This is a genomic window from Streptomyces sp. NPDC103540 (genome assembly GCF_055584445.1).
On record NZ_JBVJMA010000008.1, the window covers coordinates 219488 to 237684 of the forward strand.

General features: G+C 73.3%; 16 protein-coding genes and 1 pseudogene. 10 read left to right on the forward strand and 7 right to left on the reverse strand.

What is annotated here, in order from left to right; translation table 11 throughout:
- Positions 1-317: 317 nt before the first annotated feature.
- Both ACZ6ZI_RS21035 and ACZ6ZI_RS21040 read right to left on the reverse strand, forming a co-directional pair.
- Positions 318-1151 (reverse strand): hypothetical protein, encoded by an 834-nt coding sequence (locus ACZ6ZI_RS21035; RefSeq protein WP_469522993.1) that lies wholly within the window; start codon positions 1149-1151, stop codon positions 318-320.
- 229 nt (positions 1152-1380) lie between these two features.
- Entirely contained in the window at positions 1381-2796 is a 1416-nt protein-coding gene (locus tag ACZ6ZI_RS21040) for a DUF7927 domain-containing protein (protein WP_469522995.1), read from the reverse strand.
- A gap of 597 nt (positions 2797-3393) precedes the next feature.
- On the opposite strand from ACZ6ZI_RS21040, the gene ACZ6ZI_RS21045 reads away from it, so the two are divergent.
- Complete coding sequence (locus ACZ6ZI_RS21045; RefSeq protein ID WP_469522998.1) at positions 3394-4161, forward strand: VOC family protein; 768 nt, start codon at positions 3394-3396, stop codon at positions 4159-4161.
- A gap of 250 nt (positions 4162-4411) precedes the next feature.
- Here the strand turns inward: ACZ6ZI_RS21045 and ACZ6ZI_RS21050 are convergent, their stop codons facing one another.
- The gene (locus ACZ6ZI_RS21050) at positions 4412-4789 is read right to left on the reverse strand and encodes a ribosomal maturation YjgA family protein (protein WP_469523448.1); all 378 of its coding nucleotides are present in this window, start codon (positions 4787-4789) and stop codon (positions 4412-4414) included.
- A 277-nt stretch (positions 4790-5066) separates the two neighbouring features.
- Between ACZ6ZI_RS21050 and ACZ6ZI_RS21055 the strand changes: the two genes are divergently transcribed.
- Both ACZ6ZI_RS21055 and ACZ6ZI_RS21060 read left to right on the forward strand, forming a co-directional pair.
- On the forward strand, positions 5067-5975 hold the full coding sequence (locus ACZ6ZI_RS21055) for a LysR family transcriptional regulator (RefSeq protein WP_469523001.1): 909 nt from the start codon (positions 5067-5069) through the stop codon (positions 5973-5975).
- A gap of 229 nt (positions 5976-6204) precedes the next feature.
- On the forward strand, positions 6205-8121 hold the full coding sequence (locus ACZ6ZI_RS21060) for an SMI1/KNR4 family protein (protein WP_469523003.1): 1917 nt from the start codon (positions 6205-6207) through the stop codon (positions 8119-8121).
- A gap of 84 nt (positions 8122-8205) precedes the next feature.
- Here ACZ6ZI_RS21060 and ACZ6ZI_RS21065 read toward each other — a convergent pair whose 3' ends face one another.
- Positions 8206-9072: an ABC transporter permease gene (locus tag ACZ6ZI_RS21065; RefSeq protein WP_469523006.1), complete on the reverse strand. Its 867-nt coding sequence runs from the start codon at positions 9070-9072 to the stop codon at positions 8206-8208.
- Positions 9069-9977, reverse strand: coding sequence for an ABC transporter ATP-binding protein (locus ACZ6ZI_RS21070; protein ID WP_469523009.1), 909 nt, complete (start codon positions 9975-9977; stop codon positions 9069-9071). Before ACZ6ZI_RS21070 ends, ACZ6ZI_RS21065 begins: the two co-directional genes overlap by 4 nt.
- 133 nt (positions 9978-10110) lie before the next feature.
- Between ACZ6ZI_RS21070 and ACZ6ZI_RS21075 the strand changes: the two genes are divergently transcribed.
- The gene (locus tag ACZ6ZI_RS21075) at positions 10111-11433 is read left to right on the forward strand and encodes a sensor histidine kinase (RefSeq protein ID WP_469523012.1); all 1323 of its coding nucleotides are present in this window, start codon (positions 10111-10113) and stop codon (positions 11431-11433) included.
- The gene (locus ACZ6ZI_RS21080; RefSeq protein ID WP_469523014.1) at positions 11430-12122 is read left to right on the forward strand and encodes a response regulator; all 693 of its coding nucleotides are present in this window, start codon (positions 11430-11432) and stop codon (positions 12120-12122) included. Before ACZ6ZI_RS21075 ends, ACZ6ZI_RS21080 begins: the two co-directional genes overlap by 4 nt.
- Positions 12123-12279: 157 nt before the next feature.
- Here ACZ6ZI_RS21080 and ACZ6ZI_RS21085 read toward each other — a convergent pair whose 3' ends face one another.
- On the reverse strand, positions 12280-12756 hold the full coding sequence (locus ACZ6ZI_RS21085) for a VOC family protein (RefSeq protein WP_469523017.1): 477 nt from the start codon (positions 12754-12756) through the stop codon (positions 12280-12282).
- A 202-nt stretch (positions 12757-12958) separates the two neighbouring features.
- Between ACZ6ZI_RS21085 and ACZ6ZI_RS21090 the strand changes: the two genes are divergently transcribed.
- From ACZ6ZI_RS21090 to ACZ6ZI_RS21100, 3 genes are read left to right on the forward strand one after another with little or no spacing between them, the layout of a single operon-like run.
- Positions 12959-14188, forward strand: a complete 1230-nt coding sequence (locus ACZ6ZI_RS21090; protein ID WP_469523020.1) for a cupin domain-containing protein — start codon at positions 12959-12961, stop codon at positions 14186-14188.
- 23 nt (positions 14189-14211) lie between these two features.
- Entirely contained in the window at positions 14212-15216 is a 1005-nt protein-coding gene (locus ACZ6ZI_RS21095) for a hypothetical protein (protein ID WP_469523023.1), read from the forward strand.
- Positions 15213-16067 carry an amidohydrolase family protein gene (locus tag ACZ6ZI_RS21100; protein ID WP_469523026.1) on the forward strand — a complete coding sequence of 285 codons (855 nt, stop codon included), beginning with the start codon at positions 15213-15215 and terminating at the stop codon, positions 16065-16067. The genes ACZ6ZI_RS21095 and ACZ6ZI_RS21100 overlap by 4 nt, the downstream gene beginning before the upstream one ends.
- 126 nt (positions 16068-16193) lie before the next feature.
- Here ACZ6ZI_RS21100 and ACZ6ZI_RS21105 read toward each other — a convergent pair whose 3' ends face one another.
- Positions 16194-16853, reverse strand: coding sequence for a hypothetical protein (locus ACZ6ZI_RS21105; protein WP_469523029.1), 660 nt, complete (start codon positions 16851-16853; stop codon positions 16194-16196).
- A gap of 226 nt (positions 16854-17079) precedes the next feature.
- On the opposite strand from ACZ6ZI_RS21105, the pseudogene ACZ6ZI_RS21110 reads away from it, so the two are divergent.
- Together ACZ6ZI_RS21110 and ACZ6ZI_RS21115 are read left to right on the forward strand one after the other, a co-directional pair.
- Positions 17080-17217 (forward strand): annotated as a pseudogene (locus tag ACZ6ZI_RS21110) (cation transporter); the annotation flags it as partial.
- Between the two features lie 80 nt (positions 17218-17297).
- Positions 17298-18086, forward strand: coding sequence for a TSUP family transporter (locus ACZ6ZI_RS21115; protein WP_469523033.1), 789 nt, complete (start codon positions 17298-17300; stop codon positions 18084-18086).
- Positions 18087-18197: the final 111 nt, after the last annotated feature.

An 18197-nucleotide genomic window follows, 5' to 3' on the forward strand; every position in this document is an offset into this window, starting at 1 on the left:
GGTCCTCAGATCCTGCTCGGCATCGTGTCGGCTTCGCCCTTGCCGGTCGACGGACACGCCGACTGTGCCACCTCTCGGTGGTCCAGCGGCCGAACGGCCTCACGGATTCTTTTCTCGACGTCTCAGGGCGCGGGAGGCGTAAGCCGCCGGTACCGGTGAGTTCCGGGTGCTGATGACTCTCGGCCCGGGCGGGGACACGCCCGGACGGTGGCTGACACGGCGGGTACGGCACAGGGGCGGCACGCGGCGCGTACCGCCCCTGCCGGAGTCGATCACTCGGGTGTACTGCCGAGTCAGGGTCTCCAAGTGGCTGCGTTTCAGGTGAGGTTGTCGAACATGCCGAAGAAGGCGCCGCACACCGCTGTGACGGCGCCGCCGGTGAAGAGGAGGCCGATGGCGAGGGTGAGGGTGACCAGGGCGGCGTCCCGGATCCGCCGGCCCCGCGGTTGCAGCGAACGTACGCGGCCGGGGTCGCGCGGATCGTAGGCCGCCTCGATGTTCCAGGTCGGGATGGAGTGCCGCACGGTGCGGACCGTGCCGCCCGGGTCGGAGTACGCGTACAGACCGGACTGATCCCGAAGCCGGATGGCGGACGTCCGGACGCCGTGCTTGCGCAGGTACCACTCCTCGAAGGGCGCGTACGCGAGGAAGACGCCGAGCGTGAGGATCGGTATCCCGAGGAAGGAGAGCGGGATGATGACGGTCAGGGCGGCCGGGTTGCCCGCCGAGGCCACGAGCACGCATGAGCCGATGGCCAGCAGGGTCGCGACGAGCGCGCCGCGCTTCATCCTGCGAAGCCAGTTCCGGTAGCTGGGCTGGTACAGGCGTTCGCCCGAGACGAGGTCCGCGCCGTCGATCGGCTCGGTCTCCCCGGTCCGCACCGGCAGAGCCGCGTTCACGGCATCGGCGAAGGCGGCGGCAGCCTCCTCGTCCACCACGTCCCAGACCCGGTGGACGTGCGTCATCTCCGTGGTCGGCGCGGCGGTCAGCTCGATCGTGACGCACCGTCCCTCGAGGAACAGACGACTGATGGCCTCCAACGGGATGTGCGTCTGCTCGTGCGGACGGCGCACGATCAGCGCATCGTTCTCCACGAGCACGACGGATTTCCCGCCGGAGTGGAGAACGGGTATGTGAGAAGTGGTCGACATGTGCGTGATGTTAGGGGTGGAGCGTGCCGGTCGGCAGCCCTCGGGTGCGTGGGCCGGGTGCCTCCGTACGAGTTCGTGGCACCGCAGGCGCGGACGGGCCTGTGGCCGGGGACGAGATCAGGGCCGTCTCGCCCGGGGTAAGGCGGGGGAGACGGCCCTGGAGGATGCTGCGCCGGTGGGCCGTCGGGCGCCATCGTGCGCGCCTCGTGGCCGGACGGGGACGGGGTGGTCAGGGGCGGGCGGCGGCCTGCTTCCGGTTCATGTCGTCCTCGTCAGCGCAATCGTCGTCGTAGCCGTGGTCGTCGTGGCCGGGCTTGCCGTGGCCGGGCTCGTCGCCGTGGTGGTGGTCGGGCTTGCCGTGGCCGGGCTTGTCGCAGTCCTTCTCCTCGACCTTCACCTTGATGGTGACGGTGCAGGAGCGGGAGGTGGTGCAGGTGCCGCCCGGTGCCGTGGGCACGGCGGTGTTGGTCAGGACGCGGTCGCCGGTGTCGGGGGCGTTGACCCGTACCCGGTAGGTGATGGTCGCGGTGGCGCCGGGAGCGAGGGTGCCGGTCCAGTCCAGGGTTTCGCCGGTGACGGTCGCGGTGCCGGTGGTGGCGTTGACCGAACCCGGGACGAGGGTGGCGTCGTCGAGGACGTCGCCGAGGTCGTCGGTGAAGTTGCCGGCGGCGGCGGTGGGGCCGGTGTTCTTGACCGTGATGGTGTAGCTGATGGTGTCGCCCTCTTCGGCCTTCTTCGCCGGGGTCGCCTTCTTGGTGATCGTGTAGGCGGGGGTGACGCAGGTGCCGGAGTCCTGGGTGGAGGTGGCCCCGTAGAAGCCGCTGCCGGTCGCCTTGATGGTCGTGACCGGCAGGGCCGCGGTGGAGGCGGTGGTGGGAAGGCTGTTGATCTGGTTGATGTCGCCGTTGGAGGCGAACGCGTACACCGTTCCGGCGGACTTGGCGGCGCCGAAGGTCTGGGGGACCGTGCCGATCTGGACGACGGTGTTGTCGGGGCGGATCCGGAACACGGGGGAGGGGCTGGTGGTGTCCGGGGTGCCGAAGGCGAGGACGTCGCCGTCGTCCAGGGTGATGAAGTCGCCCGCGGAGACGATCCCGGCGGGGAAGGCGGCCGGGAGCAGGGTGGAGGCGCCGGTGGCGGGGTCGATCAGGAAGATCTGGCTGCTGTTGAAGGAGCCGGCGATCAGCATGCCGTCCGCACGGGCGGTCAGACCGTTGACGGCGGTCACCGGGCCGACTGCGGCCAGCGGTCCGGTGATGGCCACGCTCGCCGTCTCCGCGCCGGTGACGGGGTTGATCGTGTAGAGCGTGGCCGAGCCGGCGGCTCCGGGGAAGTCGACCCCGTACAGGGTCGATCCGTTCGGGCTGAAGGTGATGTCGCCGTAGTCGCGGACCAGCGGGGCCGTGCTGAGGGTGTTGCCCGCGTCGTCGTACTGGATGAGGTTGCGGGTGGCTCCACCGGTGTTCGCCCACAACGGTGTGGGCGGGCAGACCGCACGCGCCTTGGAGGCGGCGGTACCGGTGTGGGCCGAGGCCGCACTCCCGCCGGCCTGCGCGAGCCCCGCGGGACCCGCGGCGGCCAGGACCAGGCCGATCGCCGCACTCGTCAGCGCCCGTCCAAGGACGGGACGGCGGTGGTTCACCATGGACTCTCCTCGCTTCTTCCGGCCCCCTGTCGGGAGCGCGGATCGCGCCTGGCCGCCGGCCGGGAGGCCACGGCGGCCGTCCGGCCCATCGGACCCGGTCCGGACGCACGCGAGGGTGCCCGCTCGGCCCGTCGCCTTGACATGTGACAGGCGAACGCCCGTCTTCTGGCTCATCGCCACCACCCGTACAGCCCGCCCGCGACCCCGTGCACGGCCCGTCCCTTGGCCGGCCGCCGCTGCCTTCCGCGAAGCCGTCGGCGCGCCGGGCATCGCCGACGCCTACGACGTACGCCGGCCTTCCGCCGCCCACGGCCACGCGCCGGGCGGCCTGGAGCACTCGGGACTCGTCGCCGCGGTCGCCCGCCACCACCCGACCCGGCGCCGCGCCCGGCCAGGCCGAGCCCGCGCACCGGCCGCTCTGCTTCTCATGCCGCCCTGCCGTACCCGTACCCGTATCCGTATCCGTACCCGTCGGCATCGGATCGGCACTCGGCACCTGTGGCTCTCGAGAAAGGCAAGAGTGCCATGGGCGCCGGGCTCGGTTCTGGTGCAGTCTCGGTGTCCTGGGTAGGTCCGGAACCGGGAGAGGTGGCAAGGGTGGGGGAGTCGATGGTGCGGGCGAACGAGACGACGGTGCCGGTGATGCCGTGCGTGTCGGTGGAGGAGACGCTGGAGTTCTACCGGGCGCTCGGGTTCGAGGTCACCTACGAGCAGACCCGGCCCTACGTCTACCTGGCGTTGGAATGGTCCGGATTCGTCCTGCACTTCGGGCCGCCGCCGAAGAACATCGACCCGGGCCAGGAGGAGGTCGGCTGTCTGGTCATGGTCGACGAGGTCGCCGCGTACCACGCCGAGTTCACCCGCGCCTTGCGGGCCGCCTACGGGAAGGTCCTGGTCAGGGGCAGGCCGCGCATCACCCGGTTCCGGCCCGGGGCGAGCCGGTTCACCCTCGTCGACCCGTCCGGCAACTCGATCATCTTCATCCAGCGGGACGAGCCGGCCGAGCTGGAGTACGGCGGCTCGAAGAGCCTCACCGGTCTGGCGAAGGTCCTCGACAACGCCCGTGTCTTCAGCGACTTCAAGAACGACGACCGCGCGGCCCTGCGCGTGCTCACCACAGGTCTGCGCAAGTACGGGGACACCGCACCCCCTCTGGACGTGGCCCGTGCACTCGCCACCCTGATCGGACTCGCCACCGCCCTGGAGGAGACCGACGGCGTCGACGACTGGCGCAGCCGGCTGACCGCCCTCGACCTCACCGACACCGAACGCCGGCAGGTCACCGGGGAACTCGGCGACGCCGACGCGCTCCACCTGTGGCGAACCGAGACGGCCCCCGAGTCAGGAGGGGCGCACACGTCCTGACACCCCGGACCGAATCGCGACGTCGTCAAGGCGGCCGATCTCCTCTCCCGTCAGAACGCCACCCGCGCGGTCGCGTTCTCACAAGGACGCCGCGAAGGAGCGGATCGCGGTGGCGACTTCTGCGGGGCGTTCCTGGTGGCAGGTGGCAGGTGGCAGGTGGCAGGTGGCAGGTGGCCGGTGTCGGGGATGACGGTGAGGGTGCCGGCGCTGAGCGCCCACGGCGGCGCGGGCGCGAGCCGGTCCTCGGCGGCTACGCCCGGTGGCGCGCCCGGATCCGGGCGAGGCCCGTGTGCGCGGCCCAGGCCGACGCGGCGCCCACCCCGTACCAGAACAGGTCGGGGGCGTTGAAGGTGGAGCCGAGGGCGAGGCGGGCGAGGGTGCTGTGCCGGGACAGCTCGGCGGGGACGGCGGTGAGTTGGAGGAACTCGACCGCCCAGCTCAGGGCGAGGGCGCACGCGGCGGCCTTCGTCGGGGTCACCCTCGGTGCGACGAGGACGACGAGGGCGGCGAGCAGGACGGTGTACAGCGCGTCCCCGCCGTACTTGGCGAGATCCCCCGCCGCCACGGCCCTGAGTGCCAACGCCGTGCCGACGGTCGCCCCCGCCCCCGCGGCCGCGACGAGACGGATCCGACCGGTACCGGTGGCGGTGAGCGCCGTGGGGAAGCTGCGGTCGGCCCCTCCAGGAGGTGCGGGAGTCACGGTGTGCCGGTCCTCCGATGTCGGTCGTGCCAGGTGCGAGTGTGAGTGGTCGGCACCCGTCCGGCAACTCGCGAGAGGATCCGGATCCGGTCGCGGGTCGCCGGACAGGTTGCCGCCTGGGCCCACCGGTGATCCTGCCGCCTCGTCACGAGCCCAGTCAATCCTGGGGTTTTCTTGTCAACACCCAAGCATTAGCTTGGGTGTCGTGACGTTGGACGATCTACGGGTGTTCGTGGCCGTGTGCCGGGTGGGGAGCCTGAGCGGCGTGGCGCGGGAGTCGGGATGCACCCAGTCGGCGGTGAGCCAGCACGTGAAGCGGCTGGAGCGCGAGACGGGGGTGAGCCTGTTGGAGCGTCGACCGCGCGGGACGGTCCCGACCGCGGCCGGGCGGATCCTCTACGAGGCCGTCTCCGACGGGATCAACGGCCTCGACCGCGCCCTGCGCCGCATCGGCGAACTGGCCGACGGCGAAGCCGGATCCGTACGGGTCGGCACCGGTGGCGCCACCGTACGGCACTTCATGGCCGAGGCCATCGTCGGATTCCGGCGGACCCACCCCCGGCTGAGCCTCGAATTCCGCACGGAGACCTCCAGCCGTCGCTGCTTCGAGGCGCTCCTGGCGAACACCCTGGACCTGGCGTGGATCACCATCGGCACACCGGTGCCCGGCATCGAGCAGCGGCCCGTGGTCGACCTGCCCTGGGTGCTCGCGGTCCGCGCGGACGACCCGCTCGCGGACCGGCCGGCCATCGACGTCGCCGAACTCACGGACATGCGCCTGGTACGACTGCCCCCGAACTCCATCTCGGGCGCCCGCCTGGACGCCGCCTTCACCGAGTTGGGCGTCCGGGTGGGCTCGGACACCAGCGTCGCGGACTGGGACACCGCCCTGCTCCTCACCGAACTCGGTCTGGGGCACACCGTCGTCCCCGCCGTACCGGGCCTGCGCGCCGCCGGCGACGCTCCGTTGCGCCTCGTACCGGTGCCCGCCCTGCCCCCGCTCCCGGTGGGCTGGGCGGTACGCCGCTGGGGCGCCCTCACCCCGCTCGCCCGCGCCTTCGCCGACACGGTCGCCGCGACCTGCGCCGAGCGGCCCGAAGCCCAGCCGCGTTGACGACGCGCCGGTTCAGGTCGGCGGGCGCCACGCCCCCGGCCCTCGCGCCGAGCATCCCGGCAGGTGTGCGCGCCGGACCTGCGCCACGATGAGGCGGAAGCCCGCATTGAAGCAGGCCCCTCGGTTCCGGTTCGGCCGGGGGACGGGCGGCCGTGTGGAGCCCTGTAGGGGTGAGTGACTTCGCCCGCGGCTCACCTCGTTGTCGGTGTCCGCTGCGAGGATCTCCGACATGGAGATCAGAGACGGCGACTGGCGGAACTTCCTGGCCCGGTGGAGCGAGGAGTGGGCGGACGCGCACGGGCACGTCGAGGAACAGGGCCCCGACGACATCGCGTCACGGCAGGGCAGATGGCTCGGCGCCGACCCGGCCACCGAGGCCGACATCGCCGCGATGGAGAGCCGGCTCGGCCGCGCGATGCCGCCCTCCTACCGGGAGTTCCTGCGGGTCAGTGACGGCTGGCGGCACGCCGGCGCCTTCGTCTGGAGACTGGCCGGCACCCGTGAGGCGCACTGGCACGACGATGCCATGGGCCTCGGCGAGGGCTTCGACGCACTCTGGGGCGAGGAGGAGAACCCCGAGGAAACACGGGCGCAGGTGGGCCTGTGGTCCCGGGCGTTGCGACTGGACGTCGAGTCGGACGCCACCTTCGTACTGCTCGACCCGCAGGACGTGGGGCCGGACGGCGAATGGGCGGTGCGGGTGTGGGCTTCCTGGCGGGCCGCGGATCCCGCGCGGTATCCGTCGTTCGCGGCGTTCATGATCGCGATGCACCAGGAGTTCCACACGTTCGCGCCGGGCCGGAGCGGGGAGGACGGTCCGGCGTTCGAGAACGACACGACCCGGGCCCAGGACGCCGCCGTGGCCAGGGCCAGGACCGAGGCACTGTCCGGCCGGCACGAGGAGGCGACCGCCCGGTTGGCGGAAGCGCGGAAGTACGGCCGACCGTACGCGCACGAACTCCTGCACCAGATCGCGCAGCTGGGCGGCACGCGCGGGTACGGGGTCGAGACGCCGCACCCCGACAACCCCCGCTTCATCGGCGAACAGCTCCCCCTGAAGGCCGCCGACCTGCTCGACAGCGGCCGGGCAGCGGAGGACTGGCACTATTCCGACCCCGCAGTCTTCCCCGACACCGCCCTGGCGGCGGCCGACATCCAGCGTTCGGTACGCGAGGGGACGTACCGCTACCGGCCCGGCGGAGCGTTCGGGGAAGGCGTCCACGAGGCCCGCGAGTTGGCCCGGTGGGGCGACACCGACGCCGCCTGGCAGGTCCTGCGTGCCGCGATCCCGTCGTGGGAGCCGCTCGGCCCGGGTCACATCGCACCGGTGGGACTGCTCGCCGACCCCCTGCTCGCCCCGGTGCTCACCGCCGAGCGGCGCCTGGAACTCCTGCGGACCCCGCGCGGCGGCGGGCGGGGCCCGGCCCCGGCCCCCGCCGGTGACCGGAACCCCGAAGGCCTGTCCTGGCTCGTCCGGCCCGGTGCGCTGCGCCCCTGGCAGAACTCGGTCACCGACTACCGGATGATCCTCCTCGAAGGCGTGGCCCCGGACGGGATACCCGCACTGCTCGGCTCATCGCCCGCCGCGCGGCTCTCGCCGCCCCTGCGCCAGTGGGACGTCACCCGGCACCACCGATCCGGCCGCCGGGTCTTCTCCAGCCACGACGACAAGGCACTGCTCAGCGTCGGCCGGGCCGGACCGGGCTGGAGTTTCGCCTTCGAACAGGACCCCTCCGCCAGGTTCGACACGGAGCGCTTCGTCTCTCCCGCGCCGGCAGCCTCGGCCGGCGGTGGCCGGGCGATCGTGATCTGGCACGAGCGGCGCGGGGACACCCCGGTCTTCCACGTGTCGGCCGCCGAGGGCGGCACGCCGCGCCACGCGTTCACCGTGCGGGGCGGAACGATCGAGGAGATCACCGGCGCCGTTCCCGCCGAGCTGGCCCCACGCACGCTCGGGTTCGACGCCCCCGACGCGGACGGCCAGGCCGCGGCGGCAGCCCGCGCGCTGGACGCCGTCGCTCGGCGCTACCGTGTCACCGTGCCCCGCCTCGCCCTCACCGAAGGCCGGTTGCACACCTTCGAATCGCTCTCCTGGAGGCGCCCACCCGGCCCCGGAGAGACGTACGCGACGATCGGCACCGGCTGACCCCGCTCACGCGCCGCGGCGCACCCGCAATGCCGCCGGCCGGCGCCTGGTACCAGGCGCCGGCCCGCACAGCGGTGGTTCCCCTCACTGGTCGCGCCGGTGCGCGCCGGTGATCGTGAGCGCGGCCGCGGCGAGGGCCCAGAGGGCGTACGCCGTCCACGCTCCGCCGGTCGTCCACGGGAACTCGGTCCGGGTCGCACCCACCTCCACGAGGCGGGACCAGGCCTGGAAGAGCGTCGCGTGCCCGGCCACCGCCGACCAGTGGCGCCCGTCGGTGAAGGCGAGGGGCAGGACGAGGAGGATCACCACCGCACCGACCATGGTGGCCGAGGTGTGTCTGATCACGGAGCCGACGGCCATACCGGCGAGCGCGGCGACGGGTGCGAGGAGAGCGGACGCCATGACGACGCGCCAGGCCCCGGGGTGGCCGATCGACACGCCGGCGCCCCGCCCGTCGAGGATCGCCTGCGTGAGCCCGAACGAGGCCCCGGCGACGAGCGCGCCAAAGACGGTGGCGACGGCAGCGACGACGGCCGCCTTGGCCGCCATCACCGAGCGGCGGGCCGGGACGGCCGCGAACGTCGTGCGGATGGTGCCCGTGCTGTACTCGGCGGTGATCGCGACGGCGCCGATGGCGGCCAGGGCGAGCATCATGACCATGGCCGCGTTCGCCGTGAACGCTTCCTGGAGCGGGATGCCGGCCCGGACGAAGTCGGCCCGGTCGGCCGCGTCGCGCGCCGCCCAGTGGGTGGAGGTGTCGTAGGCGGTGCCGACGTTGAAGGCGATGACGGCCAGTGCGGTGGCCCCGTAGGCGATCCAGTTCGAGCGCAGCGAGCGGAGTTTGATCCATTCGGAGGCCAGGAGGTCGTGGAAGCGGGCGCGGGGGTCGGCGTAAGGGGACGCGGCGGAGTCGGTTGCGGAGTCGGCCGCGTAGGTCGGGGTCGTGGTCACGAGGGGTCTCCTGCGAGGTATTGCACGCTGTCGGCGGTGAGCTCCATGAAGGCCTCCTCCAGGGAGGCGGACCGGGCGTTGAGGTGGTGCAGGGGGATGCGGTGCTCCATGGCGATCTCGCCGACGCGGACCGCCGTCATGCCGGTCACGGCGAGCGCGTCGCCCGTCGTCTGTACGGTCGCCCCCTCGGCGGTGAGCAGCTTCGCGAGGGCGCTCGCCGCGGGCGTGCCCACGGTGACGCTCTGTCGGGTGCCGCGGGCGGAGAACTCCGCGAGGCCCTCGGCCGCGATGAGTTCGCCGCGGCCGATGACGATCAGGCGGTCGGCGGTGTGCTCCATCTCCGACATGAGGTGACTGGAGACGAACACGGTGCGGCCCTCGTCGGCGAGCCGCCTGAACAGGTCGCGCACCCATTTCACGCCCTCGGGGTCGAGGCCGTTGAGCGGTTCGTCGAAGAGGAGGACCGGGGGGTCGCCGAGCAGGGCGGAGGCGATGCCGAGCCGCTGCTTCATGCCGAGCGAGAATCCGCTGACGCGTCGCCGGGCGACGTCGGCGAGACCGACCTCCCGCAGGACCTCGTCCACCCGGGAGCGCGGGATGCGGTTGCCGCGGGCCAGGGCGGACAGCTGCGCCCGGGCGCTGCGGCCGCCGTGGACGTCGTGGGCGTCGAGCAGGGCGCCGACGTGGCGCAGGCCTCGGGGACGATCGCGGAACGCACGGCCTCCGACGCGGACGCTGCCGCCGGTGGGCTCGTGCAGGCCGAGGATCATCCGCAGCGTGGTGCTCTTGCCGGCGCCGTTGGGGCCGAGGAACCCGGTCACCTGGCCGGGTCGCACGGTGAAGGTCAGGTCCTTGACGGCCGTCGTGCTGCCGTATCGCTTCGTGAGCTCGTTGACTTCGATCACGAGGACAACGGTGCCGGGGGACACCCCCTCCCGTCGTCGGACCGTGGCCGGCAAAAGCGGGGCCCGGGTGTCGACCCAGGTTGTACGTCCGGGGGCCGATGGCCCCCGGACGGCGCCCGGTTACGATCGCCGGATGTCAGCCTCCGTCTCCGTGTCCTTACCTCTGCTCAAGCGCATACCGCCGGGCCTGTGGACGGCGCTGGCGTGGTGCGCGACGTCGGTGCAGCCCATCGTCGAGTACGTCGTGATGCCGCCCGGCCCGACCCACTCGCTCAACTTCCCCCGCGACGGGCTCGCTTCGCCCGCCTCCCGGCTCCTGCTGGTGCTCGCCTTCGTCCTGGTCCTGGCCGGCAGCAGCCTGCTGCGGCGCGCCGGCTCGTCGGCGTACGCGCTGGTGATCGCCGGCGTGGTCGCCTCGACGGTGGCCTGGCGTCAGGACGAGATCCCGCCGTTGCAGTTCCTGACGGTGGACGTGGCCCTCTGCCACCTCGCGGCCGTACGGTCCCGCCGGGACTCGCTCGCCGCGGGCGCGGGCGCACTCGCCGTACTCACCTGCTACTTCGTGCTGCGGCTGGTCACGGGAGAGGACTCGGGGATCGCGCCCGAGCCCTTCCTGGCCCTGACCGTGGTCATCGCCTGGCTCATCGGCAACTCGGTGCACCAGGCCCGCGCGCACACCGAGGAGTTGTACGCGCGCGCCGCCGAACAGGCCGTCACCGCCGAACGGCTGCGCATCGCGCGCGAGATGCACGACACGGTCGCGCACAGCATCGGCATCATCGCCTTGCAGGCGGGCGCGGCGGCCCGGGTCGTCGAGACCCAGCCGGACAGGGCGCGGGAGGCCATGCTCGCCGTGGAGCAGGCGGGGCGCGAGACGCTGTCCGGGCTGCGACGGATGCTCGGCGCGCTGCGCCAGGCCGAGGAGGACCGGGCCGAGGAGGACCGGGCCGACCGGGACCGGGAGCACGACCGCGACCCGGCCTCGGGCCCGGAGGCAAGGGGGCGAGGCCCGGCGGGGCGCACGTCGGCGTCCCTGCGTCCGGCCGCCGGTCTGGCGGACGTGGAGCGGCTGGCGGCGACGGCCACGGCCGCCGGCGTACGCGTGGAGGTGCGCCGGGAGGGCGCGCACCGTCCGTTGCCCGCGGACGTCGACCTCGCGGCGTTCCGGATCGTCCAGGAGTCGGTGACCAACGCCGTACGGCACTCGGGGGCCGATTCCTGCCTCGTACGCATCGCGTACGGCGCGGACGAACTCGCCGTCGAGGTCTCGGACCGAGGCCGCGGCGGCCCGGATGTCGGGCACGCCGGGTTCGGGTTGATCGGCATGCGCGAGCGGGTCGCCCTGCTGCACGGCGACTTCACGGTCGGGCCCCGTCCCGGGGGCGGCTTCCAGGTAGCGGTCCGTCTGCCGATCCCGGCGACGACCGAGGCAGAAGAGAGAGCGAGAGCCCGATGACCATCCGCGTCATACTCACCGACGACCAGCCCCTGGTCCGCGCCGCCCTCCAGATGGTCATCACCGACACGGCGGACATCGAGGTGGTGGGCGAGGCCGGGGACGGGGCCGAGGCCGTCCGGCTGACGGCGGAACTCGCCCCCGACGTGGTCGTGATGGACCTCCGGATGCCCGGCATGGACGGCATCGAGGCCACCCGGCTGATCACGGAGAGGACGGGCGGCCTCGACGCCGGTTCGGCTTCCGGGTCCCCGTCCACACGGGTCCTCGTCCTGACGACCTTCGACGACGACGACTACGTCTACGGGGCGCTGCACGCCGGCGCGTCCGGGTTCCTCGTGAAGGACATGGCCCTGGACGACATCCTCGCCGCGATCCGGATCGTCGCCGCCGGGGACGCCCTGATCGCACCGACCGTCACCCGCCGCCTGATCAAGGAGTTCACCGCCCGCCCCTCGGCCGCGCCGCCCCGACGGGCGGAGCTCGACGCCATCACCGCCCGGGAACGCGAGGTGCTGACCCTCGTCGGCAGGGGCCTGTCCAACACGGAGATCGCGGCCGAGCTCGACATCACCGTCGCCACCGCCAAGACCTACCTGACCCGCCTGCTGGCCAAGCTCGGCGCCCGCGACCGGGTACACCTCGTGATCCTGGCCTACGAGGCGGGCCTGGTGGCCACGTCCCGATGAGCGGCCGGGCCGTGCCGGGCCCCGGCGCCGTGGCACGCGGCTCACACGGTCGGTTCGCCCTTGTCCTCCCCCGCCGGCCGTCGGCCGGCCTTCGTACGACGCGCCCCGCCGTCCGGGGCCCCGCACGGGCCAGGGGAAGGCGGGCCGAACGACCGGGCTACCACCGCCCGCTGCCGCTGCCCCCTTCGGCACGGCGCAGCTCGCCCTCCAGGTCCAGCGGACCGAACGGCTGCCGCCCCTCGACCCAGGTCTCCTTGGGGGTGAGCCACATGACCTCGAACTCCAGGCCGTCGGGGTCCTCGGCGTACAGGGACTTGGTCGCCCCGTGGTCCGTTCCCCCGAGGAAGGCGCCCACCGCGACCAGGCGTTCGCGGATGCCCACCAGATCGGCCAGCGAGTCGCACTGCCACGCCGTGTGGTACATACCCGGCCCGCCCGGCACCGCGCCCTCCGCAACGCCGGCGCGAAAGAGCCCGAGGTCGTGGTGGTTGGGGCTGACGGGCGACCGGAGGAAAGCCTTGTCCTCGCCGTGCTGCTCGACCACCGAAAGCCCCAGCACGGAACAGTAGAAGTCGACGGACCGGTTCACGTCGCTCACCCAGAGGACCACATGGTTGACTCGTTCGACCGTCACGGGCAGCTCCGAATCTCTCTTCCCCTCCCTCTTCCCTCCCTCTTCCAACGGCCGTTCCATGCTAGGCCCGCCCCTTCCCCCGAAGCGGGGCACGCGAAGGACGATCCGCGTTCATCCGCCCCGGAACCGATCGGAGGACGCGCGACGGGCCGGGCGGCCCTGAGGCTGGTGGCCGGTCCCGATCGACGACGGGAGGGCCCTCATGCCCCACTACAGGAACGTGGGCCGCTATCCGCCGAAACGCCACGTCCACTGGTGCGGTCCCGAGGGGCTGCCCCTGGTGGAGGAACTGCTCGGTGACGACGGCTTCACCGGCGAATCGTCGCTGCTGTACCACGCGCACGACCCGGCGGGAGTGGAGGCGATCGACCCGTGGGAGCCGCCCTCCACGACGACGGGCCCCCCGGCCCCGCACGCCGCCCTGCACTTCCCCCGCCCCCCGGCGCCTGAGGAAGGTACCGCGGCCGACGCCGTGCGCCACCGGATCATGCTGGTGGGCGGCCGATCGCTTCGTGTGTGGCGGGCCGTGGCCACCACGGCCTCCCCGCTCTACCGCAACGCCACCGCCGACGAGTGCGCCTACGTCGAGTCGGGGACGGCCCGGCTGCACACCTCCATGGGCCACCTCGACGTCGGGCCCGGCGACCTGGTCGTCGTTCCGGCAGGTGTCGTACACGCCTGGCACCCCTCGCCGGGGGAGCCCACCGGGGCCGCCCCCGCGGCCGACCCGGGCCGGCGAACGCCCCCGGCCGCCGCCGACACCGCACCACCCCTGCGCCTGACCCTGTTCGAGGCGGCGGGCCGCGTCGGACCGCCGGCCCGCTACGTGTCCCCGCACGGACTGCTCCTGGAAGGGAGCCCGTACTGCGAACGGGACCTGCGGCACCCGCACGCACCGCGGACCGTCGAGGAAACCGCCGCGACGGTACTGACCCGGCACGGCCACCACGGCACCGCGATCACCTACCGGCACCACCCCTTCGACGTCGTCGGCTGGACCGGGACGCTCTACCCGTACGCCCTCAACATCGCGGACTGCGAGCCCGTCACCGCCCGACTGCACGCACCACCCCCGGTCCACCAGGTGTTCTCCATGCCCGGCGGAGACCTGATCGCCTTCACTCCGCGCCTGCTGGAATACCACCCCCTCGCCGTCAAAGTGCCCTACCAGCACGTGAACCTCGGGGGCGACGAACTGCTGCTGTTCGCCGACGGCGACTTCAGCTCCCGCACCGAGAGCGGCGTGCGGAAGGGGTCCGTGGCGGTCTTCCCCCCGGGCATTCCCCACGGCCCTCCCCCCGGCCTCTCCGAAGCCACCCGCGCCCACCGGGAGACCGCCGAGTGGACCCTGCTGCTCGACGGACACGAGCGGCTCGAACCCGGACTCGACGCCTTGCCCATGCTGGACCCCGGCTACCCGCTGACCTGGTAGTTCCCGCCCCACAGGAGCCCGCCGTGACCACCACGCCCCTGCCCCTCCTCCACGCGCGCGACCTCCCCACCACGGGGGCACAACTGTGGTCGGCGACGGCCGCGGTCCACGCGCTGACCGCCGAGCGCGAATCCGCGGCCACTGCGGCCGCGTACGTACGACTGCGCCGACTGCTCGCCCCGGACCGCCACGAACCCGCCCCGCCGCGGGAGACGCCCGCCCTGGAAGAGGCCTTCAGCGAGCACGACGCCTTCTTCGGCGTGACCAGGTCCCACGGCACCCCGGACGTCTTCCTCCGCACCCTGCTGATCGCGGAGATCGACACCGCCCTGGACCTCGCCCGCACCTCCTCCTCACTCGGCCCGACCGAGCGGTCCGGGCTCGTCGGAGGCGGCTCGGCCCTGCTCTCCCACGCCGGCCGGCGGGACGGCGACCTCATACGCCCTCCCGACGTCCGTGCGGCCACGCCTCCCGACGAGCGCACGGCCCGGCTCCGCTGGGCCTGCGGGCACCGCCTCTTCTTCGCCCACCTCCAGGCCGTCACCGTCACCGCCGCCTGCGCCGCCGAGGCCACCCGCGCCACCGAACAGGCCGCGTTCCTCGACCACACCGTGCTGTTCTGCCGGACCGCCGCGCTGGCCATGCGCCACGCCGCCGACTTCGCCCCCGACCTCTACGCCCGCTCCGTCAGACCCACCATGACGCCACCCCGCGTCGGTTCGGGATTCAGCGGCCTCCAGACCCGCGACCACTACTACCTGGTGCGGTCCCTGGACGGACTCCGTACCCGGGTCCTGCCCGACCCCGAGGCCACGGCCGCGTACGACCGGCTCGCCGACGCCCTGGAGCTGCTCTACGGCGCCCACGTCCACGTCTGCCGGCACTTCGGCGGAGACACCGGTCCGAGCCTGCGCATGGAGGCCGGCGAAGAGGACAGCGGCACCACCGGTGCCGAACGGGCCGGCCAGTACGCCGCCCTGCGCGTCCGCAAGGTCCGCGGCGTGCGCGCCACGGGGCGCGCGGCATGACCACCACCACCGACTGGCACGCCCACCTGTGGCCGCACGCCTACCTCGACCTCCTCGAAGCACACGGCCAGGGCCCCCTTCCCCAGAGGGGCGTGCCGCAGGGCGGCGACAGTCCCGCGATGCTGCGCCGACGCCTGCGGCAGATGGACGCCTGCGGCATCGACCGCCAGGTCCTCAACGCCGCGACCCTGTACCCCGACCTGCCCTCACCCGAGGACGACGCCCGGGCGGCGCGGCTCGCGAACGAGGCGCTGGCCGCCGCCGCCGGCACGCAGCCCGATCGCTTCGCCTTCCTGGGCCTCCTGCCCCTCGCCGGGGTCGCGGAGTCGGTGCGCGAGCTCGGCCACCTCATGGACCGGCTCGGCGCCCTCGGCGTCGTCCTCCCCGCGTCCTGGCACGGAGCCCCCGCCCTGGACCCCCGCTACACGCCCCTGTACGAGGCACTGGACGACCGCCGCGCCACCGTGCTCTACCACCCGACCGGGAGACACGCCGGGCCCTCCCTGTCGGACCCCTCCGCGCTCGCGTGGTCCGTCGGGGCGATCGCCGAACAGACCACCGTCGTCCTGGACTGGCTGACGGCCGGCATGTCGCGACACCACCCCCGGATCCGGCCGATCGTCGCCAGGGCCGGCGGAGCCTGCTTCCTCCTCGACCCGGACACGGTGCGCGGGGTCGCCGCGTCCACGCTGTGCTTCGACAGCCACACGCACGCGAGCGCGGCGGCCCTCGGCCTCGCCGTGCACCACGCGGGCCCGGACCGCGTCGTCCTCGGCTCCGACTACCCCTTCGTCCGCGATACGCACCTGCGCACGGCCGTCCGCGGCTTCCACGAAGCCACCGGCCGATGACGGCCGGCCGCCGAGCCGACCCTGGGCTCCGCGCGGTCGCGGGCCATCGTTTCGCCCGGACTCCCACGCCGGCCTCCCGGTCTCGGAGCCCCGGGCGGCCTCCTGGAACCGCCCGTTGCCGACGGACTAGGAGAGGAGTTCCACCTGCAGCTGGGGGGCGACGTTCTGCGCGGGGTCCGCGCCCCTGCCGGGGTAGAGCTCCGCCTCGTACCCGGTCGTCTGGAAGACGCTCAAGGAGACGGCGTCGCCCTCGGCGAGCTGAAGGATGGTCGAGACCTCCTGGGTGGGGTTGTCGTAGCCGCCGATGGCCTGGTCGTCCTCGGCGTAGATGCCGCCGTTGACGTTGATGCGAACGGAGCGGAAGGCGTTCGCCTCGGCTTCCGGGCTGAGACTCCACAGGACGCGGCTCTTGATGAGGTAGCGGCCGGGTGTGTCGACGGTGAGAGTCGAGTCGGCGGGATCGAAGGTCACGCCGGTGGCGTAGACGGACGTATTGAAGTTGACCTTGGTCGAGGCCGCATGGGGGATGTTCTGGATGTTCGTGTTGAAGACGCTCGCGCCGACCGGCTCGGTGTCGTCGATCGGTCCGCCGGGGCCGTTGGGGCGGCCGGGGTCCGGATCCACGCTGTGCGCGGCGGCGACGGACTCGTGAGGGGCGGCCGCAGCCCCGGCCCCGTTCATGACGGGCAGGGTGACGAACAGCGACGCCACGGCGCAGCCGAGGATCCGGTTCCTCCTTGCGGCGCGCGGTCCGAGCGTCCGTCGGCGGGTTCCTGCGAGAGACATGACTGCACCTTCATTCGCACGGGGTGACGACTCGTACGGTCGTTCACACCTGCCATCGGCCGCGGCGACGGTCCGCTTGACGGATTGTCCGCCGATTCATCCGAGTGGGCCCGTGCCCGGTTCGGCGGGTCGCCTCGCCCCGGACGCCGAGGACCGCGAGCGGATCGCGAGCGGTTCGCGAACCGGCGCGGGGATCGTAGCCGGCGGCTCGGGCCTCCACCGGGGCCTGAAGGAAGGCCGGGACGCCTGGCAGGGCAAAGGCTGCTGCGCCCCCACCCCCACCCCCGCCACCGGCCGTCCCCTGCCCACGGCCGGCGCCGCGGACGGGTGCGGCCGCGGCCCCGGCTGCTCCTGCCGTTCGTGAACATCGTGTTGCAGAACCCGACGTGACCTGCCGGCTCTGCCGATACTGGCCGGGCAGCAGGTACGGGGCGGGAGCGGTCGGTGGAGTGGACGCTGTGGGCGGGGCTGGTCGCCGGCCTGCTGATCGCGGTCGTCACGGCGCCGGTCGGGGTGTCGGGGGCGGTGTTCCTCCTCCCCGTCCACCTGTCCGTCTTCGGCGTACCGTCCCCGGCCATCACACCGACGAACCTGCTCTTCAACGTGGTGGCCGGCCCGGGCGCCCTGTGGCGCTACCGCCGTAACGGCGCGCTGCGCGGGGGCCTGGCCCGGCGTCTGGTCGCCGGGACCCTGCCCGGCGTGGTCATCGGGGCGGCGATCCGCGTCTTCGCGCTCCCCGGTCCCGGCGTCTTCCGCCTCCTGATCGCCGCTCTCCTCCTGCCGCTCGGGCTGTGGCTGGGCGTGCGCACCCTCGCCCCCGCCCGACACCGGCAGGCTGCGGCCGGCTCGGAGCCGTCGCCGAGGGCGCTCACGGTGTTGGCGGTCGCGGTGGGTGTGATCGGCGGGATCTACGGGATCGGCGGCGGGTCCCTCCTCGGCCCGATCCTGGCCGCCCGCGGACTGCCCATGACCCGCGTCGCGCCCGCCGCCCTCGCGGCCACCTTCGCCACCTCGATCGTCGGCGCCGCCACCTACGCCCTTCTGTCGCTCACCGCCACCGGCGACGTCGCCCCCGACTGGGGACTCGGCCTGGCCTGCGGCCTCGGCGGCCTGATCGGCGGCTACCTCGGCGCCCGCCTCCAACCCCGCCTCCCCGAAACCGCCCTGCGCCTCCTCCTCGCCGCCCTCGCCACCGCCCTCGGCGCCCTGTACGCGCTCCAAGCCCTGACGTAGGCGTGGGTGCCGCGGTCCTGCACACCGCCCACCGAGGAGCGGCCCCTGCGGGTCGCCGAGTTCATCCCTCCGGCTCGCGCAGAGCCGGCCTCCAGCCGTGTACGCCGTGCC

Bases quoted from the DNA above. Each gene is read 5' to 3' on its own strand.
- ACZ6ZI_RS21100 (WP_469523026.1), top strand. From the start codon at position 15,213: ATGACCACCACCACCGACTGGCACGCCCACCTGTGGCCGCACGCCTAC.
- ACZ6ZI_RS21090 (WP_469523020.1), top strand. From the start codon at position 12,959: ATGCCCCACTACAGGAACGTGGGCCGCTATCCGCCGAAACGCCACGTC.
- ACZ6ZI_RS21060 (WP_469523003.1), top strand. From the start codon at position 6,205: ATGGAGATCAGAGACGGCGACTGGCGGAACTTCCTGGCCCGGTGGAGC.
- ACZ6ZI_RS21105 (WP_469523029.1), bottom strand. From the start codon at position 16,853: ATGTCTCTCGCAGGAACCCGCCGACGGACGCTCGGACCGCGCGCCGCA.
- ACZ6ZI_RS21080 (WP_469523014.1), top strand. From the start codon at position 11,430: ATGACCATCCGCGTCATACTCACCGACGACCAGCCCCTGGTCCGCGCC.
- ACZ6ZI_RS21035 (WP_469522993.1), bottom strand. From the start codon at position 1,151: ATGTCGACCACTTCTCACATACCCGTTCTCCACTCCGGCGGGAAATCC.
- ACZ6ZI_RS21075 (WP_469523012.1), top strand. From the start codon at position 10,111: ATGTCAGCCTCCGTCTCCGTGTCCTTACCTCTGCTCAAGCGCATACCG.
- ACZ6ZI_RS21040 (WP_469522995.1), bottom strand. From the start codon at position 2,796: ATGGTGAACCACCGCCGTCCCGTCCTTGGACGGGCGCTGACGAGTGCG.